The organism is Bacteroidia bacterium (assembly GCA_016218155.1).
Classification (GTDB): domain Bacteria; phylum Bacteroidota; class Bacteroidia; order Bacteroidales; family GWA2-32-17; genus GWA2-32-17.
The window spans coordinates 86,153-113,022 of record JACREQ010000011.1 but is presented as its reverse complement, the minus strand read 5'-3'; the positions used below and the strand labels follow the sequence as shown (position 1 = coordinate 113,022).

Genomic DNA, 26,870 nt, shown 5'->3' with positions numbered 1-26,870 from the left:
TCAGCATCTACGCAAAAAAGCATTATAAGGTTAATACTTTTAATACAGATTCAATAACTAACGACATTCGCTTTATATCTAGCTTTTCAATAGTATCAGCTTTGGTATGGTAATTTAAATTTCTATAGAATGCAGTATCGGTAATCATTAACGCACTATAACCAAATATCCAATAGTTTAAATGATCCGAAAAATCAACACCTGGCAAAAACTTTGGACCTGTAAATGTTTTAGTTCTTACTATATTCTGGTGTTTAAATTTTCTATTAAATTTCCTTGTAAACGAACCACTGCAGAATTTCTTAACAACAGTTATGTAATTCCCTTTATTTCCATAAAATATCTTCAAAAATCCAACAGGATAATTCTGGGATTTCTTAATATCGGAAAAATACCCAATCATTTCAAGGCATATCATACCTTTCACAATAACTTTTTTATCATGTAAAGATTTGGCATGTATATAACTTCCCATTGATTCTGTTTTAAAGAATGGAGGCTCTTCTAGAGAATACGCTACAAGATCAATTCTATTTTTTAATTCAACACCTTTTAAATTTCTGGCAATTTCTAATAAACCTACAATACCTGTTGCATTATCATCGGCACCTTTTTGGTTTCCACACACATCGTAATGCGCACCAATTATTGTTCTGGGAGCATCCTCTGGACCAAATGAACAAATAATATTTTTATAAGTATTACCACCCTCAACCTGAAACTCTTGAACTTCTACCCTGGTACTTGTTTTTAGAAATTCAGTTTTAATATAATCTGCAACCTGATTAAGTACCTCAAGATTTACATAGTTTCTGGCATCTTTTGTTTCTACTATTGCTTTTAAGTCAGATTTTATACGCAAAGTATCTACGTTTTCGGCAAAAGAACAATTAAAGCTATATATAAAAACAAATAAACAAAAAATATATTTTAAGAACTTTAACATACTTATATGATACATCTTACAATAATATTATTTTAATTAAAACTTACATCAAATATATAAATTGTTTAAATGAAATATTTACATTATAACTAATAAATTTTTATCGATTTTTTTAATGCTATTTTGCTTTATTTCATCATTATTCTTAATTTTGATTAAGAATTACAATCGTAATTATTTGCAAATTACAAATGAAAAAATATTTAATTTATACCCTTTTAATTTTAATAACAGGCTGTAAAACTACAAATATTAGCATTAATAACAATTTACCAGATTGGGCTAATAAAATAGAAACAAAAGAACTTAACAATTTATACAAGATTGATGATAATTTATACCGATCTGAACAACCAGACAGAAAGGGCATGAAATATCTTGAAAGTGTCGGAATAAAAACAATCATAAATCTAAGAGATAAAAAAACTGATAAATGCGAAGCAAAGTACACAAAACTTGAATTGAAGCATATCCAAATTAACACATGGACAATATCTTATGAAGACATTGTAACAAGCATGAAAGCAATAAACAATTCTAAAAAACCGGCATTAATTCATTGTTTACACGGATCAGACAGAACTGGATGTATAGCTGCAGTATATCGAATGACGAATTGTGGCTGGACAAAAGAAGCAGCTATAAAAGAATTTCTGGAAGGAGGATTTGGATACCACGAAAAATGGTTTCCAAATATCTTAGAATTGCTTAATAGTATTGACATTGAAAAAATAAAACAGGATATTAATAAGTAAAATCTGCAATATGTTACCTACAATAAATATTATTTCAGAAAAAAAGTTAATTGGCAAACATATTACTATGTCATTTGCCGAAAATAAAACCTTTGAACTTTGGAGTGGTTTTATGCCTAGACGTAAAGAAATTAAAAACAACGTAAATAATGAATTAATATCAATGCAGGTTTATGATAAGTCTTTCGATTTTACAAATTTTGACATTCACAAACAATTTGAAAAATGGGCAGCAATAGAAGTTTCTGAATTTAACATTATACCTGACAAAATGGAGACTTATGCATTACCGGGGGGACTTTATGCTGTATTTATTCACAAAGGTGCTGCAAATACAGGTCCCAAAACATTTCAATATATTTTTGGTACATGGCTGCCAAATTCAGAATACATACTTGATAACAGACCACATTTTGAGATTTTAGGTGAAAAATATAAAAACGAAGACCCTGATTCTGAAGAGGAAATTTGGATACCAATTAAGAAAAAAGAATAAATTATTTAATGTCAAATGCTTTATTTAAAAAACAAATACCTTTTACTTCTACTAAATATTTTTATTTTGATACTATTTTCATGCAGTGAGGATAACAAAGCTGACAAGAATAAACAAAAAGACAACAAAAATAGTGAGATAAAAACAAATGATGAATCCCCTATTAAATACCCATTATTAAGCTATTCAATTATAAAAACCAGAAAAACTGACAAATTAAAAAACGATTCACTAAAAACTATTATAGACATATGGCTTGACCAAAATAAAGATGCTGAAATAAATGAAATAATTGATTTTAATCTGGAACAAACTAAGAATATTTTAAATTTCACTTTCGACAAATGCTCCTCCGACCCTCCTACTATTATTAAAACTGGTAAAGCAAATTGTATCGGTTATTCTACTCTGTTTAATTCTTTAATGAATTACAGTTTGTCAAGAAAAAAGCTTAACAACAAATACGAATGTTCTCATTATGTTGGTAAGATATTTTATGCAGGGCAGAATATAAACTCATTATTTAATGACCCATTTTTTAAAGATCACGATTTTAACGTGATTAAAAATATTAAAAACAAAAACAACATTGCAGTTGATCCTAGTCTTTATGAATATTTAGGAATTAAAAGAGTTACTGTAAAAAAATGAAAAAGGCCTTTTACAAAATCACACTCTTATAAAATACTCTAATTTTCCGACACTTACATATTTTCAAAACATTGCCCATTTATAAAATGTTAAAAAAAGTTATTTTTATTTAGAATTATTCTAAATAATTAGCTTTCGCCTTTCTCATATCGTAAATTTATATAAAAAAGTAATTATGAAAAAAATATCTACTCTTGTAATAGTGCTGTTATTTAATATTTTAATAACAAGCGCACAATCTACCTGTCCGGGAAATCAAATTTCAAACCCACAGTTTTCTTCAAACATGACCTCCTGGTCACAATATGGTCAGGTTACAACTGCATTTGTATTAAATTTTCAAAACGGCTGTATTGATACAGCACTAATAATGCAAGCTACAAACAATAGTAGTTGCGGAGTTATACAACCTGTTTCATTTACACGAGATTCGTGTTACAGCCTTTGTTATTGTGTTGAATTTCCTTTTACAGGTTCATTATTTAATACAAAACTAACAATTGCTGCTATAACTCCCGGTATAACTGTAGCTCAATTATTATCTGGTTCCTTTTCACCGGGTCAGGCACAGATAATAGATGTAATTTCAGCAACTAATGGCTTTGTGCCATATACAAATTGTCCGGCAGTTTTTACAGCCACCGGTAATTTTACCGACTTTGTTATTGTTAACGAAACAATTGGTGTTGTAGGTACCGATGTAAGAGTTGATAATCTTTGTCTGACACATCATTTGTGTGCTCCAAGCTGCAACAATGTAAATGCTAACTTCAGCTATACAGTTGGACCAGGATATAATGTTACATTTTCTGATTTGTCAACTTCTAATCCCGGAGATATATTAAGCTATTTATGGGATTTTGGTGATCCTCCATCAGGTGGAAATAACTCATCAACCCTGCAAAATCCTTCACATTTATATCCTGCTCCAGGAGTGTATGTTGTTTGCATGTATTTAACTTCAATAATGACAGATGGAAATGCCTGCAAGGATACTTTCTGTATGGATGTTGTTGTTCCTGCACTATTCTCAATCCCTGAAATTCCTTCTGAGAAAATTACAATATTTCCGAATCCTACCAATAATTACATAATGTTAAACGGAATAAAAGATGACGATATTTTTATATTAATTGATAAAGTTGGAAAAGTTGTTATGGAAACAAAAGTTCCTGCATCATCAAGGTTTGAGATACCTTCATCAATTTCCGATGGGATTTATATAGCAGTTATTAAGAATAAACAACGTGCATATTATCTTAAGTTAACTATAATTAAATAATACATTTTTTGTTTAGGTTAAGTTTAAATTCTCACTTGTTGGTAGCAAGTGAGAATTTTTTATTTTATAATCCTCATTCTCCAAAGCAATATATTATTTACTCAATTTACCAGAACATACACTTTCAGAAGTAATAACAAATCAAAACTATCTTGTTTTATTTTAATTAATTCGTATTTTTGTTTACATTAATAAAGAAATTGCTTAAAAATAAACAACATTAAAATTCTTATGAACACAATAAGGTTACTTCTTATATTTTTTTTAATTGTTACTACTACTCTAAAATCTGAATCGCAAATTAAAAAACTTGCTTTAAAACATAACGGGAAAAAATATGGCTATGTTAACAATAAAGGGAAAAAAATTATTCCTTATAAATATACATATGCCGAACCATTTAGTGAAGGTTTTGCAGTAGTTGAAAATGAAGCTATTTTTCATTTTATAGATACTTTAGGGCAAAATGTTTTTAATAAAACATTTTATGATGCATGGCCTTACTCAGAAGGACTTGCCTGTGTTTCTATAAATAAAAAGTATGGTTTTATAAATAATAAAGGAGAAGTAGTAATTGATTATAAATATGATTATGCAGAAAGCTTTTTGGGCGGAAAAGCTATTGTAAGAAAGTATAATCCTGATACAAACAAATACGGTACTAACGTATTTATTTTTGGAATCATAAACTCAAAAGATGAATTATTGGGAGACAAATGGTTTTCCAGTGTATATAAATCCGACTCCGATACAATTTATGTAACAATTAACAAAGATAATTATATTTTAACATCAAACGGTAGTTTAGAATTCAAATCAACAGAAAATAAATCAAAATATTTAATCATTGATTCTTTAGAAATTAAACCAGAATATCCGGGAGGTGAAATAGAATTATTGAATCGTATTTCTCATTCTGTAAAATACCCTGAGTCACTTAAGTCTGAGGGCATTCAAGGGAAAGTGTTTGTACAATTTATTATTAATAAGAATGGAAACGTGACTGATGTTTCTATTTATAACCCTGCGCATCCATTATTAAATAAGGAATCCATTAGAGTAATAAAAGCACTGCCTATATGGAAACCAGGAATACAAAATGGAAAAGAAGTTAAAGTTAGTTTTATAATACCAATAAATTATAGGCTTTACTAAATAATAAATTCTATAACTCACTTACGACAATTCACAAACAATACTATGAAAAATAATAATATTATGAAAAAAGCTACAATAGGAATACTGCTAGGAATAGTTGCAGGAATTATTGATGTAACACCTATGATAATTCAAAAATTAACCTGGGATGCAAATATATCTGCATTTTCGATGTGGGTAATTATTGGTTTCTTAATATCAACTGTTGAGCTAAAAATAAATTCTATTTTAAAAGGAATTATAATTTCATTTTTAGCACTTATTCCTTGCGCTATACTTATCGGATGGCAAGAACCTAAAGCATTAATTCCTATTTCTATAATGACAACTATTCTTGGAGCATTACTTGGTTTTTTAATACATAAAATAACTGCTAAAAATTAAGGAATATTCTTGAATAAAAAGCATAACTATTATGAGACAAATTTTATTATTAATCAGTTTAAGCCTACTAATATATCAGGATGCATTATGTCAATATAAAATAGATACAGTATATACCGCAAACTCTGACTCAATGATTGTTCGATACAAGAAAAAAAATGAACAAATTAAGTTTGAAGAGTTTTACATTAAAGGTAAATTTGTAAATTATAATGTATGGTATTATAGAAAGAATAAATATGGTTTCAATAAATTAGATGCACAAGATCCATTAAACAATATTACCTTAACAAAAGAATATAATATTGATGGACATATTAATTTTGAAAAGACTACATTACATAATAGATTAAACGGACATTCTAAAACATTTTATGTAAATAACAAAGTTCAACTTGATTGTTACTACAAAAACGATAAAATTGATAGTATTGCTAAAATGTATTTTGAAAACGGACAACTTTGGTCAGAAATAATGTTTAACAAAGATAAATTCTGGGAAGTAATATCAAATTACGATAAAAATGGCAACCCTTTAGAAAAAGGAACACTGGTCAATGGTTATGGTACCAGAATAGTGTATGATCCAAATGCAAATATTTTATATGTTCAACATTTTAGAAATGGTAATCTAAAAAAAACAATTAGAACTAAATAAACATATTATGAAAAGGTTTTTATTAATAGTATTATTTTTTTTGATTATTAAAATTTCTTATGGTCAGGAAATACATATAAATTCTTATCCAAATTCAATAATAGATATTGGAATTGGTGTTGGTCCAAACTATGGAATAATGGGTTTTAAAACTGTACTGGGTTACAAAGGTACAGGTGTAATGGTTGGAGCTGGAACAATTAGCGGAATGTTTGCTTATGAAATTGGACTACAAGCTAGTGCTAAATGGCTATTTATTAATATAGGTTATGGAGTTTACGGTAAATCAACTTATGTAACTTACTATTATAGTTATGAGGATGTTATTTCAGGATTAATAATAAATGCTGGCGGAAAAATAAATTTGGTGAAATCTAAAAAATTATTTCTTGAATTAGGAATAGGTTATGGTACCGGCGGAAAAATTGAATCTCCTTATGGACCACCAAGAACTATTGATGGACCAAGTGCAGTATTGGGTATAGGATATAAAATTGCATTGTAAAATTCATTAACTAAAACAAATAACACTAGATTAATTGCCATGCTCTCACCAATCTAAAAGAGTATTTAAATCATTCGAAATAATACTTAATAAAACCAAACAACCAGAAGAATAAATTTGAATAATGACTGATATTATTTTAAAAATATTATCTAATTCTATCAAATCCTTTTTCGTATTAATAATTGGATCGTTATTATTTGTAACAATAATCACAATTTTTCCTTTGATAGGATCATTAACCATGGATAATTTCCCAATTATGCAGGTTATAAAAGATAATTTCAAATTATTATTTCCACTTATTGCAGTAAGTTTAATAATCTGTCCTGTATTAGGCTGGGCAAGCAATAAAATAAAGAAAAAAAGATTTCTCAAATTATTATTAATTGGTCTTGTAGCTAACTGGATTGCAATATTATTGGTAATGCTTATGTGGTCGAAATTTAACATTAACAAAAACGATATAGACTCATTCCTGTTTTTATCATTATGGGCATTTCTTGCTTACTCAGGATTTTCGATACCTATACTTGTTCCTGCAGTATTAATAATTGAAAAGTGGACAAGAAAAAATAATTTAAATTAAAACAACATGAAAAAAAGTGATTACACTCGCTCCACTGTTGAATGCAGATATAGTGAATTAAACCCCAAATTTATTGAATATTTAAAAAGTTATTTAGATATTCAGAAGCTTGGCGACATTAAAGAAATCGAGAAAGAAGTGATAAATTGTTTTATAACAACAAATCTTAAAAAAAGTTTATTTGGTACGCAAACAAATTACACAATAATATGTATTACAAAAAGATTTTTATTCTGGGGAATAATCTCCGACAAAAAAGATACAGGTATTGGTGCGGCACAATGGACAGATATAGCCGAAATCCGTAATTGGGAAGACACTGAAATGGGTACTCTTGTAGAAGAACATGGCGTAGAAATATTAGGCTTTATGTTTAGAGCAAGCCATAGAAGTAAATGGTTTATCGGGCTTGATGAAAACGATGCTGGCAAACGTTGTAGAACAATAGTTAGTGAAATGATAAAGAAATAGCATTAAATATTATTTAAAAAATATATTATTTTGTTTTTATGATTGTTATTGCATAAATTTGATTAAAATTATTACATTAGATATATAAAAATATATAAAATGAAGAAAAAAATAATCTTTCTATTAATTACCATATTGGTAATTAACACATCTACAAAACTTATTGCACAGCAAAGTGTATATACAAATGTTTATTATGATATAGTTGGAAACGCACAAGCCTATTCAGTAATAAATACATTTGACCATAAATATATGGTAGCTGGTGAAAGAGATGGTGAAGCATTTATTATGAAAATTGACACTTTTGGTAATATATTATTTGGAAAAAAAATTGGCAATAATTATGGCGAAAAATTATTTAATGTAATCTCAACAAATGATTCATGCTATATTGCAGTAGGACAAGCATACAATATTAACAACAGCACTTCTGATGCTCTTTGTGTAAAATTTGATTCATTAGGGAATATAATTTGGTCAAAAACATTAGATTTTGGAGATCAAGAAATAGCCTATACTATACAACAAACATTTGATCATGGATATATTCTGTGTGGTTTTCTTTATCAAACACAAGGAAACTTTATTGCAAAGCTTGATTCAAGCGGAATTCTTTCTTGGTCCCAAATGATAACCTCTGGAAATTACTCTAATGTAATCTACTCAGTAAAACAAACACCTGATAGTAATTTTATAGCTATTGGGAAAACAGAAAATAGTTCACCATACAGAAGTGAAGCATACCTAATAAAATTCTCGCCCACAGGAACAATAATCTGGTCTAAAAAACCTAACCTCCAATACCCAATTAATACTATTGGAGTAGATTTGGTAGTTACATCAAATGGAATTATTTCTTATTTACAAATAGATTATAGCATTGTTATTTTAAAAACAGACTTTTCCGGTAATGCCATATGGAGTAGGAAGTACAGTACATTTTATGGGTATTCAATGAATGGTTATCCATCTTTTAAAATTCTAAAAGCATCAAATAATTGTACAGTTTTCTTAAATTCTAATTCAGGTAATGGTGGACAATTATTTTATATTGATTCAATAGGAACTTTAAAATGGGCATCAGATTTAATGCTAATAGCAAGTGATGTAATAGAAACAAATGACAATGGCTTTCTTGTTATCGGTAATGGTCCTATTATGGGAGTTAAATCACCACCTACCGGAAATCCGCAAATTGGAGTAATGAAAATAGATAGTTTGGGTAATAGTTCTAATTGTATCAATCCTAATTTGGCACCTAATGAATCTGATACAATTAGCTTAATCCCTATTTTATTTACTTCTACTTCAGGCGGCACATCAAGCAATTTTTATCCTATTGTCTCTAATTCTTCATTATTAATAGAACCTGGAGACTGTGTTGCTTTCTTAGGAAATATCAAAGAACAAAAAATATTTAATAATGAAATATTAGTTACACCTAATCCATCAAATGGAATTATTAATATAACAACAAATAACAACAATAACTCAAATATTAGCGATATTATAGTTTATAATGTAATTGGCGATATTGTTTTTGAATCTTCAAATTCAAAAACGTTACAAACCCAAGTAGATTTGAGCATACTTACAAATGGCATTTACTTTATTAAAACAATAATTTCCGAGAAAACATTTTTAAATAAAATTGTTATTAGTCATTAATTTTTTAATATCTTGGTTTCGCTATTATTAAAATAAAAAAGCCGCACATTTTGTGCGACTTTCATTTTTATTAATGTGATTTGTTATAATAATATTCTCTCTCTTTTTTGATTATATAATTTTTCTAAAATTGCACCAGCATTTTTAAATTTGTTATTTAATATCATTGAAGCAATAATATAAGGTTTAAAACCAGCTTCTTTATATGTTTCAATACGGTATCTTTCAAAAACGGAGTCGGCTACCTCGCCCTCTTTACATGAAACATTAGAAATATCAGCTGGCAGACAATGCATGTATAAAGCTTTACCATCTTTAGTAAGTTTCATCTTTTCTTCGGTGCATTCCCAGTTTTTAAATTTCGCATTGTTAGCAAGGCATTCCTGCTCAAGAGATTTTAAACCTGCACTATCATTATTTTGTAAAAGCACAGTTCTGCGTTCCATAACCTTATATGGAGCCCAGCTCTTTGGATAAACAATATCTGCATTTTTAAATGCATCATCCATCGAGTTTACAATATTAAATTTACCACCTGATTGTGCAGCGTTTTTCTTAGCAATTTCAATAACTTCTGGTATTAATTCGTAACCTTCAGGATATGCTAAATCAACTTCCATTCCCATACGAGTCATTAAACCAATAATGCCCTGAGGTACGGATAAAGGCTTGCCATAACTTGGAGAATATGCCCATGTCATTGCAATTTTTTTACCTTTTAAATTCTCTAAAGAACCGAAATAACTTTTAAGATGTAACAAATCGGCCATAGATTGAGTTGGATGATCAATATCACATTGTAAATTCACAATACCAGGGCGTGAAGGAAGTACACCGTTTTTAAATCCGTCTTCAAGAGCTTCGCCAACTTCAACCATGTATGTGTGACCAGCACCTAAATACATATCATCACGAATTCCTATAACATCAGTCAGGAAAGAAATCATATTTGCAGTTTCGCGAACAGTTTCGCCATGTGCAATTTGTGATTTTCCTTCATCCAAATCCTGAACTTCTAACCCTAAAAGATTACATGCTGATGCAAAAGAAAATCTTGTACGTGTTGAGTTATCACGAAAATTAGATATTGCTAATCCTGAATCAAAACATTTTGCAGAAATATTATTATCACGAAGATATTTTAATGCTTCAGCAACTAATAAAGTCTGTTTTAATTCAGCCTCAGTTTTGTCCCATGTAAAAAGGAAATCTTTTTCGAAAAGTCCTGTGTTGAGATTTTTAATCTCTGAAATAAGTTTGTTAAAATCTGACATAGTATTTTGATTTAAAATAGCACTTCAAAAGCCTGTTTTTATTTATGATGCAAAAATAAGGTTTTTATTTTAAATGCAATATGGTTATTTGGCATATAAATTTAATTCCCTTCAGTCATGCTGAGCGTAGTCGAAGCATAGACCCTTCGACTACGCTCAGGGTGACACTCTAGGATAGTGTCATCCAGAGTTAAATCATATACGCATAAGCTGCATAAAATGCTGAAGCTGCAACAAGATCACTAACAGGAACCTTTTCATCAGGGGCATGAGCAAGAACTTCATTGCCCGGACCAAAACCTATTGTAGGTATTTTATACATTCCATTTGTTGCAATTCCATTTGTTGAGAATGTCCATTTGTCTATTAAAGGTTTTTTATTAAACAAACCCTCAAAAGCCTGAACTCCTGCCTGAACAACATGTTCGCCTTCTTCAATTTTCCAAGTAGGATAATATTTTTCCATTCCGTATTTTAAACCGGTATATGCAAGTTCCTCATAATACAAAATCTCGACTGTTGCATCCATACCTTTAACAATTGCTTCAATCTCAGCAACAGCAGATTCTTTAGTCTCTCCCCAGGTTAAACGTCTGTCCAAATGAAACTGAGCATAATCAGCAACAGCGCATAACGAAGGACTACCTGATTTTATTTCGGATATTGTTACAGAACCTTTCCCTAAGAACGGATCAGTTCCTAATTTTTCGTTTAATTTTTCAATTTCGAGAGCAGCACGGGCAGCCATATAAATTGCATTTTTACCTCTTTCAGGTGCACTACCATGACATGAAACACCACGGAATTTTACAACAATTTCCATACGTCCTCTGTGACCACGATAAATATTTAGGTTAGTTGGTTCAGTACTTATAACAAAATCCGGTATAAGTTTTTCTTCTTCTACAATATATTTCCAGCAAAGGCCATCGCAATCTTCTTCCATAACACTACCCACAACATAAACTGTAAGGTCTTTATCAAAACCTAATTCTTTCAAAATTTTTCCTGAAGTTACTGCAGCAGCCGGTCCACCTTCCTGGTCAACGGTTCCACGGCCATGCACAAAACCATCTTTTATCTCACCAGAAAAAGGATCGAAAGTCCAGTTATTAATATTCCCAACATCAACTGTGTCCATATGACCGTCAATAGCCAGAATACGTTTTCCGTTACCAATTCTGCCAATTACATTTCCAAGGCCATCAATTCTCACCTCATCAAAGCCGGCTTCTTCCATCTGTCGTTTAAGTTCTAATTGAACATCTTTTTCGTTCATACTGGTTGATTTTATTTTTACCAGCTTTGATAAATTGTTAGCAGTATAGTCTTTATACTTTTCTGCAAGTGCGTTAATTTTACTAAAAATTTCGTTCATTTCTTTTTATTTAAATGGGTCGCAAATTTATGATATTGTTTTAAATTAAAGTCAAAATTTGGGTAAAAGATTATATTTTGTAATAACTGAATAAACTAAACAAAAATAACATACTATAGTCACCCTGAGCCCTTCCTTCGTCAGGATAAACTCCATCGAAGGGTCTATGGTTCGACTCCGCTCACCATGACCCGAGAATGAACTGGGTGTTGAGAGTATTTGCATATTTCTATTTTCTCAATTTATTTCTTATTTTTTCAGAAGAAAGTAATATTACCTCATAAGTTGCTGGCAAAGTAAACTCAGGCTCAATATTGTGATTTCCAACAGCTGAGATAGCATCCTTTATTGCCAACCAGACAGAAAATGCAAGCATAAACGGTGGCTCACCAACTGCTTTACTTTTTAAAATTGTTCCTGCATTTGGAGCATTTTTAAGTAATTCAACTCTAAAATCTTTAGGAATATCATTTACTGTAGGAATTTTATATGTATCGGGAGAATGAGTTGTAAGATTTCCATTTTTATCCCATTTCAATTCTTCTGTTGTAACCCAACCTACACCCTGAATAAATGCACCTTCAACTTGTCCGATATCTATTCCTTCATTTATTGAATTGCCAACATCGTTCAGAATATCTGTTCTTAACAATTTGTACTGTCCTGTTAATGTATCAATTTCTACTTCCGAAACCGACATTCCATATGAAAAATAATAAAACGGATTTCCCTGCCCTTTTTCTCTATCAAAGAAAATTCCCGGTGTTTTATAATAACCTGTAGAACTTAAGCTGACCTGCTTAAAATAGGCGGTTTTAATTATATCATTAAATGAGATTTTATTCTGTGGATTAGTTTTATCGAAAATAAAGTTATTTTCAAAAACTATATTTTCTTTAAATATTTTGTTTTTGGGGTGCAGTCTATCAAGTTCAGAAATTACAACTTCTAGAAGTCTTGATTTTATTATATCAATAGCATTTTTAACTGCCATTCCGTTAATATCACTTCCTGATGAAGCAGCAGTTGGCGAAGTATTGGGAACCTTTGATGTATTTGTTGCATTTACTTTTATTCTATCTGGTGAAATACCAAATTCAGCTGAAGCCACCTGCAACATTTTAGTATGAAGTCCCTGCCCCATTTCTGTACCACCATGATTAACCAACACAGTTCCGTCAGTATAAATATTAACCAATGCGCCAGCCTGATTCAAAAATGAAGTAGTAAACGAAATTCCAAATTTAACCGGAGTAATAGCCAGACCTCTTTTTATAAATTCGTTCTCTTTGTTAAATTTGTCAATTTCATTTCTTCGTTTCGAATAATCCGAAGATTTAACAAGCTGGTCATACATAACAAATAACCTGTTATTATCTATCTTCTGACCATAAGGAGTAAAATTATTTTTATCTATTTTATAAAAATTCAAAAGTCTGATTTCTGCACTATCTTTTTTTAAGTAACGTGCAATCATGTCTATACAATTTTCAATAACAGCAATACCCTGTGGTCCACCAAAACCTCTATAAGCAGTATTTGACGGAAGGTTGGTTTTCCATGCCTTACCTATAATCTTAACATCGGGAATAAAATATGAACTATCTGCATGAAGCATTGCTCTCTCAAGTATTGCCATTGAAAGATCTGTGGCTGCTCCAGCATCAGTATTTATTTCGACTTTATATGCAAGAATTTTACCTACATTATCAAAACCAATTTCATATTTTGAAAGACAACGATGACGCTTACCTGTCATAATCTGGTCGTCATCTCTGAATAAATGAATTTTGACAGGTCGCTTTGTCGCATTTGCCAATAATGCAGCCCAAGCAGCGACATGATTTCCCTGTGTTTCCTTTCCACCAAAGCCCCCGCCCATGCGCTTAACTTCAACTTCAACTTCATTTTTAGAAATCCCTAGAACTTCTGCAACAATAGCCTGAGTTTCTGTAGGATTCTGACTAGAAGCATGAACCATCATTTCTTTTCCCTCACCCGGAACAGCAAGTGCAGTCTGAGTTTCGAGGTACCAGTGTTCCTGTCCGTTTGTTTTTAATTCACCTTTAAAAGTATGTGGAGAATTTTTTAATGCAGCTTCTACATTTCCTCTTTCAATCTTTCTTTGAGGAGCTAAAATATTATTTTTTGCAATTGAAGTTTCAATATCTAAAATTGCATCTAGAGTTTCATATTCAATTTCTATAAGCTTTTCTGCCTGTAATAAAGCGTCTTTATTTTCGGCAGCAATAAGAGCAATTGCTTGCCCAACAAAAGTCACAATTTTTTCTGAAAGACATGGTTCATCGTGAATAACTGGTCCCATCTGGTTTTCACCGGGAATATCTTTTGCAATTATAACAGCATGTACACCTTTTACCTTTAAAGCTTTCTTAATGTTAATATTCTTAATTTTTGCATGAGCATACTTGCTGAATACAACTTTACCGAGCAAAAGCTGAGAACTCATCAACATGTCGTTAATGTAAACCGATTCACCGGTTACATGTTTTATTGCGCTATCGTGATGTATCTGATCTGACATCTTTAATTTCATTAAATTCTTAATTCTGTTTTGTTTCAAGATAAAACTTGAGCAAAAGATTTTTTGCTGCAGTACTTCTGAACTCAGCTTCTGAACGTGCATCTGACAATGGAGTAAATTCTTTTTCCAGAGTTTTCATAGCAGTTTCAACATTTTCGCGATTCCATTTTTTGCCTGTTAGCAATTTTTCAGTTTCTTTAGCACGTTTTGTTACGGCAGCCATTCCACCAAATGCAAGTTTTATTTCTGTAACACTTCCTCCAGTCAATTTCAAGCTAAATGCCCCACTAACAGTGGAAATATCCATATCTTTTCTTTTCGAAATCTTGTATGAATTTACTATACACGTTTTATCTGATTTTGGAATTATAACTTCAGAAATAAGTTCATCATTTTTTAAATCAGTCTGGCGATAACCTTTAATAAAATCTTCAATTTCAATAATTCTTTCAGAATTTGCTGATTGCAACTTTATTTTAGCACAATGTGCAAATAAAACAGGAAGCGTATCGCCAATCGGAGATGCTGAGCCTACATTACCACCAATAGTTGCAATATTCCTTATTTGCAAAGAACCAAATACATTTAAGATTTTATTTAATGCAGAAAATCTCTCGACTGAAAAGTTTCTTACCTGTTCTATTGTTATACCAGCACCAAAAACAATATTGTTTTTTTCTTCTTTAATATTTTTAAACTCTGCGATACCTGACAAATCCAGTATTTCAGAAAACAATTCATTTTTCTTTGTCTGGCGCAAAGCAACATCTGTAGAACCATTTATGATTATTGCATCTGGATTTTCTTTTCTTAATCTAAGTGCTTCGGACAATGTAAATGGTTTAAAATATTTCTGTATTTTGTTTTTTAATATTATAGTATCAGTATTTGATTTTATTTTCTTTAATAATTCAATTACCTCTTTTTCACTTTTTGAAAATTGGTCTTCGCCATTATTCACACATGCTTTATGGGCAGCTTCAATTATTGGTTGATATCCTGTACAACGACACAAATTTCCAGTCAAAGCATCTTCTATTACTTCTCTGGTTGGATTTTGATAATTTTTATAAATTCCAAATAAAGACATTACAATACCCGGAGTACAATAACCACACTGGCTACCATTAGTCTCAACCATTAATTGCTGAACAGGATGAAGTGCTTTTTCGTTATTTTCAGTAATCGCTAAATTTTCAACAGTAATTAATTGCTTTCCGTGTATCATGGGAAGAAAAACCAAACAAGAATCAAGAGTTTTATAAACCAGTTTTTCGTTCTCACCAATTTCTGCAATTACAATGGTACAGGCTCCACAATCTCCCTCCGCACAACCTTCTTTAACTCCCTTGTGTTCAGGAAACGATCGCAAGTAATTTAAGACAGTAGTAGTTGGATTAAGTTCAGGGTATTTTGAAAAATCAACTTCCCTGATCTTACCATCTAAAACAAAACGAACGGTATTTTTCATAAATATTATAAATCATTAATCCCTTTTGTCAAGCTGAACAAAGTGAAGCATCTATATTATTATATGACCAGATTCTTCGCTTAGCTCAGAATGACAAATTAAAATATTATTAAATATTGATAATAAGTCCAACATAAGCAATACAAAAATACAACATTTCCATTGCTTTTATTCAACAGAAAATTATTCCTTTAACATGTATTTAATGAGTATTAAAGTCGAAAGCTGGAAAGTTTAAAAAATTATTGTCGCCATTCTAAAACCTAATTGTGACTTTTAGGATCAAAAAAAAAGGTTCGTGAAGACACGAACCATTTAAGTTATATAGCCAGTCAGTCTTCGAGTCCTTCTCCGCCGCGGCGGAAAGCTCAGGACAAGCCCTCAGACTGACAAAAAAACTATTTCATTTCAAAATGCTCCTGATCGGTAATTTTTTCGCAATAATTACATTTTAGTGTAACATTCTTTTTTTCTATTACAACAAATTTTGTTTTAACATTTTCCTGGTTTGTAATACACTTTGGATTCATACATTTAACAATACCTTCGATATTATCAGGTACCTGAACATTATCTTTCTCTACAACTTTATAATCGCGTATAATGTTAATTTTTGCTTCAGGTGCAAACAACGCTATTTTGTTAAGATCTTTCTGACTAGGAAATTTATCTGAAATTTTAATAATTCCTTTTTGCCCTAATCTTTTACTTTCAAAATTATAACCAATGGTTATTTGAGTGTCCATTTTTTGTAACTCAAGTATTGAGATTACCTTAAATAAGCTTCGTGCAGGAATATGATCAATAACAGTTCCTTCTTTAATTGCACTTACTTTTAACTCTTTCATATCTTTTGATTCCATAATTTTTCTTTTTATTTATTTTAAACCTAAAATTGATGAAATAATAGCCATACGTGCAAACACTCCGTTAAGTGCCTGTCTGAAATAATATGCTTTTTCGCTATCGTCAACGTCTTCACTTATTTCGTTAACACGTGGTAGTGGATGAAGAATTTTTAAACCAGGTTTTGTTCCTTCTAACATTGCATTTTTAAGTACAAAAGCATTTTTTACTTTTTCATATTCCATTGGATCGGAAAATCTTTCTTTTTGAACCCTGGTAACATATGCAATATCAGAAGTTTTAAGTACTTCCCCTAAATCACGATGCTCTTCGAAAGGAATGTTTTTTTCCTTTAAAAACAACTTATACTCATTAGGCATTTTTAATTCCTCTGGAGAAACAAAATGAAATTTTGGAGAAAAATAAGACATAGCCTGTATTAATGAATGAACAGTTCTTCCATATTTTAAATCACCTACCATAGTAATTGTTAAATCTTCTAATTTACCTTGTGTTTGCTTCATTGTATATAAATCTAACAAACATTGTGTAGGATGTTGATTTGCACCATCACCTGCATTAACAATGGGCACATCTGATACTTCACTTGCCCAACGCGCACTTCCCTCAATAGGATGACGCATAACAATTAAATCAGAATACTGAGATACAGTTTTTATTGTATCTTTTAATGTTTCACCTTTAGATACACTTGATGAACTTGAATCGGTAAAACCAATGATACTTCCACCCATACGTTGAACAGCACTCTCAAAACTCAAACGAGTTCTGGTTGAAGGTTCAAAGAAAAGTGTTGCAATAACTTTTCCGGATAACAAATTACCATAACTACGAGGATTTTTTTCAAACTCCTCGGCCAAATCCATAATTCTCAAATAATCGTTTTTCGAGTAATCGTGGATTGAAATCAGACTTTTGTTTTTCATGTTTTTGTTTGATTTATATATTTAATTTACAATTCTCTCATTAATAATTCGTATGTTTTTTGCATCATTATAACATCAATCACACTAACCTTTTCCTGACTGGAATGGTTTCCTTCTTCTGGAACTCCAATAAAACACCAATCAATCGGATATGCAGATTTTTGCAGATAACCGCCATCACTTGATCCGGAAGACTCAACCTCTGATTGATATTTTATTTTGTTATCAATTAAAATATTCAATACATTATTCACAAATATTTTTCTTGGAATATATTTATCACGCAATGTAACAGCAACACCTTTACCTAAGAATACTCCTTCTGTAGCCCATGTAATATCACAAATTAAGGCTTGCTTTACAGAATATTTCTCATAAATAACTTTTGCAATTTTTTCAACATTTCCTCCACCATGTTCTTCGTTGCAGGAAAAAACCAAGATTCCATCTTTAAGTGTTTTTGCAAGATTCATCAAAACCCATACTCCCAAACGATCATCAAGATAAGGAGCTACAATACCTTTTTCAGATGCATTAAATTCTACTTTATATGTGAGTGTTGTTCCGGCAGGTATAATTTCTTTAAAATCGCAAAAGATTTTATCGTCACCTTTTTTACATTTTAATTTTGTTACAATTTGTTTTCCTGAATAATTCCCAACTAATCTATCTCCGTTTTTATAATGTGGTCCGCCAATTGGAATAATTTCATTTTTATATCTGACAGTAAATCCAGTTGAGTCCATATGTGCAAATACTGCCGTTCTTGGTTTTCCAAAAACCAGCATTACTGCATCCTGTAAACCATCATCTTCAATTATTAAAGGCTTTACCTTCCAGCTTTTCATATTAGTCTTTACCCACGAAAGAATAAATTCTTTCATTGGCAATTCATCAGCCGAAGGCGCATGAATACTACACAGTTTTTTCAGTAATTCCATTATCTAATATTTTACATGAAACTCCCTCAGTCTTATTTAACAAATTTTCAATCTTTGTTGACAAACTTGAGTAAACTTCAAAATTTATAACACAATCCAGTTCAAATTTTTGGTCAATAATTTCAATCCCATCTTCCTTTAAAATATTCATTACGGAATTCATCTGAGGATATTGAAATTTTATTACACCTTGTTTTTTCTCATATGAAGTAATTATTTCAGCTTTATCTAAAGTATCAATAGCAGCTGATCTGAAAGCATGAATTAAACCAGGAATCCCCAATTTAACACCACCGTAATATCTTACAACAACAAGTAGAATATTTGTTAATTGTCTGGAGTTAATCTGTCCTAAAATCTGAACCCCAGCTGTATTTGCCTGCTCGCCATCATCGCTTGATCGATAAATTTCTCTCGATTTACCAATCATATAGGCATAGCAACGATGTGTTGCATCAAAATAATCTTTACGTATTTTTTTAATTATTTCTTTAACAGAATCTTCATTATTAACGGGGAAAGCAAGTCCTATAAACCGACTTTTCCGGTCTTTAAAAAATCCTTCGGCAGGACACTTAATTGTTAAAAAAGCATCAGACTCCATGCATTCCCATTAATAACCAGATTGCTATTATTGATAACAAAATACCAATCCAGTTTATAATTTTTAATTTTTCTTTAAAAAATATTAATCCTATAAAAACAGAAATGGTAACGATTCCAATATTATTTAATCCAAATACAACAGAACTCTCAAGTCCGCTTTTATTTAAAGCATTTATCATAAAATAAACCGAACCAAAGTTTGCCATCCCTAACATAATACCAAATACTACAGTTGGAATATTTCTAAACCCCTTTAAAAAGTTTTTTCTTGTTATTCCTGCTATCAATCCTGCTATTAATGAAACTCCAAAAGATATTGCCGTAAAAAACGAAACATCATTTTTAACATAATCCTGCTGCGCATATTTTACAAGAGTATCTATAACACCAATACCTACAAATAAAATCAGGGGAAGAAACATTAAAAATACTTCCTGTTTCTTTTCAGGTTTTCTCCAAATTGTTAATAACAATGCTAAAAGAGCTACACCCAAACCCAATAATTTGACACTTGTAACAACCTCGCTATAAAAAAGTATTGAAAAAGCAACAGGAACAATTACCGACATTTTGCAGGCTACGGTGGTGATTGAGATGCCAGCCTTTTGCGATGAAACTCCAATAAAGAAAAATGTAACAATGAATAGAATCCCAAGTATTAACGCAAGAACAAACCAGCTTTTTTCATATACTTGAGGCAAGTTAACCCAATCGGAAGATAAACTTAAACCTAAAACAAAAGCAACTAAATAATTTATTATTATTGACTGAAAAGTATAAGCTTTAAATTTATCAATAAGTTTAAAAAGAATAAAAATGAGTGCTGATGATAGGATACAAAACAGAATATTTATCATTTAGCACATTTTTGATTAAAAAAAAAGCAGGTATTAAACCTGCTTTTCCAATTATAATTTGAGTTTCTTTTCAATTTCATCAATGTATAATCTAAAACGTTTATCGGTATCGATGAGATTATTTACTGTTTTGCATGCATGTAAAACAGTAGCATGATCTTTACCGCCAATTACTGAGCCAATCGAAGCCAACGAGCTCTTTGTTAAATTTTTTGCAAAATACATTGCAATCTGACGTGCCTGAACTATCTCGCGTTTGCGGGTTTTAGATTTAAGCATATCAACCTGCATATTGAAATAATCGCAAACAACTTTCTGAATATAATCAATAGAAATTTCTCTGCGTGTACTTTTAACAAGTTTATCAATAATTTGTTTAGCAAGATCGAGAGTAATTTCTTTCTTATTTAATGTTGACTGAGCTAAAATTGAAACCAATGCACCTTCAAGTTCGCGCATATTGTTAGTAATATGCGAAGCAAGGTATTCAATTATCTCATCTGGCATTTCAATGCCATCATTATAAGTTTTCTTTTTAAGAATTGCTATTCTTGTTTCAAAGTCCGGAGCTTGTAAGTCAGCAGCTAATCCCCATTTGAAACGTGAAAGCAAGCGTTGTTCCATTCCTTGTAATTCAACAGGTGGTTTATCAGCTGTTATTACAAGTTGTTTGTTAGATTGATGTAAATGATTAAAAATATGGAAGAAAATGTCCTGTGTTTTTTCTTTTCCGGTTAATTCATGAACATCATCAATTATTAAAACATCTATCATTTGATAGAAGTGAACAAAGTCGTTGCGGTTATTATTTCTGATAGAATCCATGAACTGAGTAATAAACTTATGCGCCTGAACATAAAGCACAGTTTTTTCAGGGAAACGTTCTTTTACTTCAATTCCAATAGCCTGACATAAATGAGTTTTTCCTAAACCGTTTGCACTATAAAGGAATAATGGATTAAATGCAGTACCTCCAGGATTACAGGCAACAGCATAACCGGCAGAACGGGCTAATCTGTTACATTCACCTTCAACAAAATTACTAAATGAATTATCAGGATTTAATTGAGGATCGATACTCAATTTTTTAATTCCGGGAAGTATAAAAGGATTTTTTATTGATCTGTCTTCTGAATCTAAAGGAACAGATAAAGGCTGATTTTTTAAATCAGATTTATTTTTAGCTGGAAGTTTTACTGTATAAGGCTTTGTGTTAGATTGTGAGTTATTGTCCATAACAACGTTATATTCCAATTTAACGTCGTCCCCAATTTCTTTTCTAAGAGTTTTGCTAATAATATCAATATATTGCTCCTCTAAGTACTCGTAGAAAAAAGGACTAGGCACCTGAATTGTTAATACGTTGTGCTCCATTTTGAGCGGAACAATAGGCTCAAACCACGTTTTAAAACTAATAGAAGGCACATTGTCCTTTATTACCTTCAAGCAATTATTCCAAACATCAACATGATTCTTACTCATTCTCCCTCAGTGGTATTTTTAATTTTTCGGTTTTATAATTTCAGTCAGCAATATTGTAAAAAAAATAGTTAAAAAAAAAGTGAAATATCTATTGTTTTTTCATTTTATTTTACAAGTATCTGCATAGAACAATTTTACGTTTGTCAAAAAAACACATCTATTTTTTTAGATATATGTAATGTGCTCTTTAACTATTAATTAAAATGTTAATAACTTCAGTTCGATTAATTATTCTCAAAGATACAAAATTGTTTTTCAGAACACATTTTTTATAAAAAAATACTAAAAAAAGGACACAAATATTTATACTTTTAAAATAAGATTTATGACTTATTTTTTAACATGAAAGCATTCAACTTAAAATAAACAATTACCTCAACAAATTAATTAACCCATTTTTTGTTAAGATTTTTCCGCTGTACGTTGCAGCTTTAGCAGTATAAGCATAAGTATCAATATTCTGCTTTATCCCTTTAAATGTACCATCCCAACCTTGTTGCATGTCATCAGTTTCAAAAATACATTCTCCCCAGCGGTTATATATTTTAAATTCTACAAGATTCTTAATACCCCATCCGCGTACATAAACAAGGTCATTATCACCATCATTATTTGGAGTAAAAGCAGAAGGTACATCTAGCGAATACTCTTCTTTAACTGTAATAGTTATCTGACCTCGAATAGTATCACATTTCATTGAATCAACAATTTCAACAGTATATGTTGTAGTTTGCAATGGTTGTGCAACCGGGTTTGAACAAGTTGTGCATGACAAACCATATGAAGGTGTCCAATTATAAGTTACAGTAGACTGGTCTGAACTTGCCAACATATCAACATACTCACCTATAATAATAGTAGTATCTGAATTATGATTCAATTCAGGAATCTGCTGAACAAATACAAAAACTGAATCTGAATTTACACATTGATGACTATCTGTAATTGTTACATGATACAAGGTTGAACTATCAGGCGTTGCCCATGGATTTGCTGAAGTAATGTTTGAAAGACCATCAGATGGCGACCACACCGGGTTTGTATTTGTAACCGAAAGTTGTACCGCATTTCCTGCACAAATTGAGACATCATTACTAACAGTCATTTGTGGCAAAGAATATACAGTATAATGTTTGGTAATACTATCAACACATCCAACCTCACTATTATATACAGTTAAAGTAATATTGTAATCAATGTTATTTGGCGTTGTATTATAATATGTGTGCGTTCCCGGAACTACAGCAGAATCGGTACTTGTAAAATACTGCCCATCACCTAAATTCCAAATCATACTATCAGCACCCAGTGAATAATTATAAAAATCAAGTATTCCTGGCTGACAAATAACAGAATCATTACTTCCGGTTAAACTATTTAAATAATTAAAATTAGCCATTACCTGATATATATTAATATATGCAGAGTCTTTTTTCTGACAATTGACATCACTCTGATAAATTAGATATACTTTAGTAAGACCTGTAGGAGGTACATAATTAAATTGATATGTAAATGGAGTGGTATTACCACCTCCTCCATCTCCGAATGACCAATTAAAAGAAGTTACACCAACATCATTAATTAAAGCAAATGTAACTGACTCGCCTTTACAAATTGAAGTATCGGAATATGAAATCTCTGCATATGGACCACCAACCTGAATTAATACACTATCTTTACTTGTACAGCCAAAAAGAGTTTCAGGTGTTGTTGTTGCATTTAAATACAACCAGTAATTTCCGGGTAAAGTATAATTATGAATTGGCTCAAACTGATTACCTGTACCTCCATCGCCAAATGACCAGTTCCAATTTGGAGAATACAAAGTATTTGTTTGATTTGTTATATTAATCATAAAAGGATAACAGGTAGATATTGAATCTGTAACAGTCATTTTAGCAACAATATCCTGAACGCGAATAAATGAAGGCTTAATAACAGATCCGTCACAACCTAAAAGTGTACTTTGATTTAAAAGAGAAACAGTATAAGTACCTGTATCAGCATATAAATGAACAAAATTTGGACTTGAAGTACTTGCTGTCATGCCATCTCCAAAATCCCATGAAAAGCCCGTTGTATATGGTACTGTAGAATTAAAGTAAACCGAATCGCCCAAACAAATTGTACTATCTATAGCAGAAAAATCAGGGGGTAGATTTAACACAGTAATCATTTGAGCTGGTGCAAGTGAGATACAACCAATAGAATCTGTAAGCTGTAAACTTGCACTATATGTACCCGGATTAATATAGTTAAAATCAGCAGACGTACCTGTAACAGAACCAAGTCCACCTGAAAACCATGTTAAAGTATAAGGAATATCAGAATGACTTGTATCAGTAAAATGTACTGGAAGCGGAGAACATCCTGAATCCTGACTCATGGTAAAACCGGCAACAGGGTAATATACCTGAATAGTAGTTGTATCTGAATCAACACAACCCAATCTGTTTGTCATTGTTAAGATAACATTATAAACACCTGACTGAGTAGGAAAATTATGCACTTGATATGGGCTGAATGTATTAAAAAAAGTATAAGGAATTATTTGCCCATCACCATAATTGATTGAATAAATTGAATTCTGAGGCAACTGACCCGGATTTTCCCAATCAACAGAACCGGCCATATTAATAGCATTATTATTATAACAATTAGGAGTAGTTGCATTAACAAACGCATCTATAACTAATAGCTGAAATGTTAAACTATCCTCATAAAAGCAACCGGTTGTATCATTATATGCCTTAAGCCGGACTTTATATGTTCCTCTTGAAGGGTAATCATACCAAACCGTATCATTATATACATAAACCGGATTTGCATATACAGCTGAATTATAATCTGCAACCCCATCATCATTAAAATCCCATTCCCATCTGGTTGCCTGTTTTATAAAACCAACCGTAAATCCCATATGTAATGGAGTTTCACATGAAAATAATGTATCGAGATTTCTAAGATATGGACCATCTAATAAAAATGCATTAGTATCAATTAAAGTATCCTTACACTCTAAAAAGCCAACTATTAATTGAATTGAAATAGAATCGTTGCCATGAAAATCGACAGTAGGATGCGTTTCACTACTTGATGCAATATCAAATGCAGAATCGGTATCAAAATGAGAAATAAAAGTCCACTGCCAGAAATCGATTAAGTTTGAATCAGTAGACATACTAATAAAATGAATACTGGTATCATTAGCACAACCTCCAGTATATGCATAATCAATTATTGGAATCTGGTGAGAACCTATTTTAATTTCAATAGAATCTTTTGCAGTACATCCAACATCAGTAATTACAGTAAGAGTAATTGTATATTCACCGGTATCATTAAAAATGTGAACAGGTTCTTGTAACTGAGAAGTATTTAGCAATCCTGAAATTGTGTCGCCAAAATTCCAACTATACCCTCCATTTACAGATATACTATCCAAAGCCCAATAGCAATTTCCACTTCCGGTAAAATCTACAGGAAAAGGAATACAGTGATTTGGCAATGAATCACTATCCCATTCAATATTTGCTTCAGGAAAATCCACTTTAACAGGAACAGTATCAGTAAATTCACCAACACAGCCATGACTATCAGTAATAGTTAATGAAGGATAATATGTTCCTTCGTGAATATAATCAACATATGGATTTGGATTATTTGACGAGAGCTGATCGCCAAAATCCCAACTAAAATAAACAGCATCAGGCGATGTATTATTAAAAATAATAGAATCTCCCCCGCAATAATAATGGGAAGACAGTGAAAAAGAAACTAATGGTGCGACTCTTACTATAACTGTATCATGAATAATCGCCTGACAAGCACCACCAGGATCAGCAATTAATGTAATAACATACAATCCAGATGCAGCAAAGCTATGTGTAGGGTTTTGTAAAGTTGAACTATTATTTCCACCTGATGTTGGATCGCCAAAACCCCAAAGTACATTTATTCCACCAGCATCACTAAAAAAATTTACAACTTCATTCTGACAAACACTATCTCCTGGTAAAAAATGAAATGCAGCTGTAACCGGTGTAATTTTTATATAATCATCAATAATTAGTGAGTCTTTACAACCATTTGCATCAGTTACAACTAATTTAACAGTATAAGTTCCAGCAACGGTATATGTATAAGCCGGAGCCTGAAGATTTGAAGTACCACCATCACCAAAATCCCAAGAATATTGCAAAGCTCCGTAACCGGTAGAAGTATTACTAAATGTTACAGGAAAAGGAACAGTACAATTAATGGTAGAATTTGCAGTAAAACCGACAATAGGCGGATTAGAAACATTTACATAATTATTAAGTGTATCCCAATCAGTACAACCATGACTGTCTTCAACCTTTAAATAAATACTCCATATACCAGCATTTGCAAAAGAATGGGTTGGGTTTTGCATAGCAGAACCATATCCATCACCAAAGTCCCATGCCCAACTGTTTATAACACCATCACCATTAACAGACTGATCGGTAAATGCCACATTTAATGGAACACAACCATGTAAAGGAGGAGTTCCTATAAAAATGGCATCGGGATTTCTCCAGATATTTATAGTTTTCGAAACACTATCACGTGAGCTACCATTAATTGCTACTAACGTAACAGTGTATGTTCCAACATTAACATAATTCTCAGTAACAGTTGGTGCTGAAGATGTAGAAATATTACCATCACCAAAACGCCAGATATAAGAAGTTGCACCGGTTGATTGATTTGTAAAATTAATTGTTTGCTGTCCACAACCCTCTAATGTATCCTGTGTAAAAGCAGCAACTTGTCCAAATGCATTAACTGCAAACGGAAATGTAAGTAAACAAATCAGAAAATATTTTAGTTTTAAATTCATCTCAGATTAATTTAATCGTGCAATATAGAGAAAAACCATTAAACTCAAAAATTACAGATCAAATCTTTTTCTAACAAATCACTTAAATAT

Annotated in this window: 23 protein-coding genes; 11 read left to right on the top strand and 12 right to left on the bottom strand. The window is 31.2% G+C overall.

The window, feature by feature from the left end; genetic code table 11:
- Nucleotides 1-22 precede the first annotated feature (22 nt).
- Complete coding sequence (locus tag HY951_01810) at nt 23-946, bottom strand: M28 family peptidase (protein ID MBI5538767.1); 924 nt, start codon at nt 944-946, stop codon at nt 23-25.
- A 191-nt stretch (nt 947-1,137) separates the two neighbouring features.
- Here HY951_01810 and HY951_01805 point away from each other — a divergent pair, with 191 nt between their 5' ends.
- From HY951_01805 to HY951_01755, 11 genes are all read left to right on the top strand, one after another.
- Entirely contained in the window at nt 1,138-1,701 is a 564-nt protein-coding gene (locus HY951_01805; protein ID MBI5538766.1) for a tyrosine-protein phosphatase, read from the top strand.
- Nucleotides 1,702-1,711: 10 nt separating this feature from the next.
- Nucleotides 1,712-2,197 (top strand): GyrI-like domain-containing protein, encoded by a 486-nt coding sequence (locus HY951_01800; GenBank protein MBI5538765.1) that lies wholly within the window; start codon nt 1,712-1,714, stop codon nt 2,195-2,197.
- 66 nt (nt 2,198-2,263) lie between these two features.
- Nucleotides 2,264-2,848, top strand: coding sequence for a hypothetical protein (locus HY951_01795; GenBank protein MBI5538764.1), 585 nt, complete (start codon nt 2,264-2,266; stop codon nt 2,846-2,848).
- A 175-nt stretch (nt 2,849-3,023) separates the two neighbouring features.
- Nucleotides 3,024-4,130: a PKD domain-containing protein gene (locus tag HY951_01790; GenBank protein ID MBI5538763.1), complete on the top strand. Its 1,107-nt coding sequence runs from the start codon at nt 3,024-3,026 to the stop codon at nt 4,128-4,130.
- A gap of 231 nt (nt 4,131-4,361) precedes the next feature.
- On the top strand, nt 4,362-5,285 hold the full coding sequence (locus HY951_01785; GenBank protein ID MBI5538762.1) for a TonB family protein: 924 nt from the start codon (nt 4,362-4,364) through the stop codon (nt 5,283-5,285).
- Between the two features lie 63 nt (nt 5,286-5,348).
- Entirely contained in the window at nt 5,349-5,672 is a 324-nt protein-coding gene (locus tag HY951_01780; GenBank protein MBI5538761.1) for a hypothetical protein, read from the top strand.
- A 31-nt stretch (nt 5,673-5,703) separates the two neighbouring features.
- Nucleotides 5,704-6,330 carry a hypothetical protein gene (locus HY951_01775; protein ID MBI5538760.1) on the top strand — a complete coding sequence of 209 codons (627 nt, stop codon included), beginning with the start codon at nt 5,704-5,706 and terminating at the stop codon, nt 6,328-6,330.
- 7 nt (nt 6,331-6,337) lie between these two features.
- Complete coding sequence (locus HY951_01770) at nt 6,338-6,835, top strand: hypothetical protein (GenBank protein MBI5538759.1); 498 nt, start codon at nt 6,338-6,340, stop codon at nt 6,833-6,835.
- Nucleotides 6,836-6,959: 124 nt separating this feature from the next.
- On the top strand, nt 6,960-7,424 hold the full coding sequence (locus HY951_01765; GenBank protein MBI5538758.1) for a hypothetical protein: 465 nt from the start codon (nt 6,960-6,962) through the stop codon (nt 7,422-7,424).
- Between the two features lie 6 nt (nt 7,425-7,430).
- Nucleotides 7,431-7,895 (top strand): hypothetical protein, encoded by a 465-nt coding sequence (locus tag HY951_01760; GenBank protein MBI5538757.1) that lies wholly within the window; start codon nt 7,431-7,433, stop codon nt 7,893-7,895.
- Between the two features lie 99 nt (nt 7,896-7,994).
- Nucleotides 7,995-9,566 carry a T9SS type A sorting domain-containing protein gene (locus HY951_01755; GenBank protein MBI5538756.1) on the top strand — a complete coding sequence of 524 codons (1,572 nt, stop codon included), beginning with the start codon at nt 7,995-7,997 and terminating at the stop codon, nt 9,564-9,566.
- An 83-nt stretch (nt 9,567-9,649) separates the two neighbouring features.
- Here HY951_01755 and ygeW read toward each other — a convergent pair whose 3' ends face one another.
- The 11 genes from ygeW to HY951_01700 all read right to left on the bottom strand — a co-directional run bounded on the left by ygeW (nt 9,650) and on the right by HY951_01700 (nt 26,780).
- Complete coding sequence (gene ygeW / locus HY951_01750) at nt 9,650-10,840, bottom strand: knotted carbamoyltransferase YgeW (GenBank protein ID MBI5538755.1); 1,191 nt, start codon at nt 10,838-10,840, stop codon at nt 9,650-9,652.
- 190 nt (nt 10,841-11,030) lie between these two features.
- Nucleotides 11,031-12,218: a YgeY family selenium metabolism-linked hydrolase gene (locus HY951_01745; protein ID MBI5538754.1), complete on the bottom strand. Its 1,188-nt coding sequence runs from the start codon at nt 12,216-12,218 to the stop codon at nt 11,031-11,033.
- Nucleotides 12,219-12,447: 229 nt separating this feature from the next.
- Nucleotides 12,448-14,775, bottom strand: a complete 2,328-nt coding sequence (xdhB, locus tag HY951_01740; GenBank protein MBI5538753.1) for a xanthine dehydrogenase molybdopterin binding subunit — start codon at nt 14,773-14,775, stop codon at nt 12,448-12,450.
- Nucleotides 14,776-14,782: 7 nt separating this feature from the next.
- Entirely contained in the window at nt 14,783-16,234 is a 1,452-nt protein-coding gene (xdhA, locus tag HY951_01735) for a xanthine dehydrogenase small subunit (GenBank protein ID MBI5538752.1), read from the bottom strand.
- Nucleotides 16,235-16,632: 398 nt separating this feature from the next.
- A complete protein-coding gene (locus HY951_01730) occupies nt 16,633-17,097 on the bottom strand; it encodes an aspartate carbamoyltransferase regulatory subunit (protein MBI5538751.1) in 465 nt (154 codons plus the stop codon).
- 15 nt (nt 17,098-17,112) lie between these two features.
- Entirely contained in the window at nt 17,113-18,027 is a 915-nt protein-coding gene (gene pyrB / locus HY951_01725) for an aspartate carbamoyltransferase (protein ID MBI5538750.1), read from the bottom strand.
- Between the two features lie 26 nt (nt 18,028-18,053).
- Nucleotides 18,054-18,968 carry an aminopeptidase gene (locus tag HY951_01720; protein ID MBI5538749.1) on the bottom strand — a complete coding sequence of 305 codons (915 nt, stop codon included), beginning with the start codon at nt 18,966-18,968 and terminating at the stop codon, nt 18,054-18,056.
- Nucleotides 18,943-19,572, bottom strand: coding sequence for a YigZ family protein (locus HY951_01715; GenBank protein MBI5538748.1), 630 nt, complete (start codon nt 19,570-19,572; stop codon nt 18,943-18,945). The genes HY951_01720 and HY951_01715 overlap by 26 nt, the downstream gene beginning before the upstream one ends.
- Nucleotides 19,562-20,431 (bottom strand): hypothetical protein, encoded by an 870-nt coding sequence (locus tag HY951_01710; protein MBI5538747.1) that lies wholly within the window; start codon nt 20,429-20,431, stop codon nt 19,562-19,564. The genes HY951_01715 and HY951_01710 overlap by 11 nt, the downstream gene beginning before the upstream one ends.
- Nucleotides 20,432-20,482: 51 nt before the next feature.
- On the bottom strand, nt 20,483-21,913 hold the full coding sequence (dnaA, locus tag HY951_01705; GenBank protein MBI5538746.1) for a chromosomal replication initiator protein DnaA: 1,431 nt from the start codon (nt 21,911-21,913) through the stop codon (nt 20,483-20,485).
- Nucleotides 21,914-22,283: 370 nt separating this feature from the next.
- Nucleotides 22,284-26,780: a PKD domain-containing protein gene (locus tag HY951_01700; protein MBI5538745.1), complete on the bottom strand. Its 4,497-nt coding sequence runs from the start codon at nt 26,778-26,780 to the stop codon at nt 22,284-22,286.
- Nucleotides 26,781-26,870: the final 90 nt, after the last annotated feature.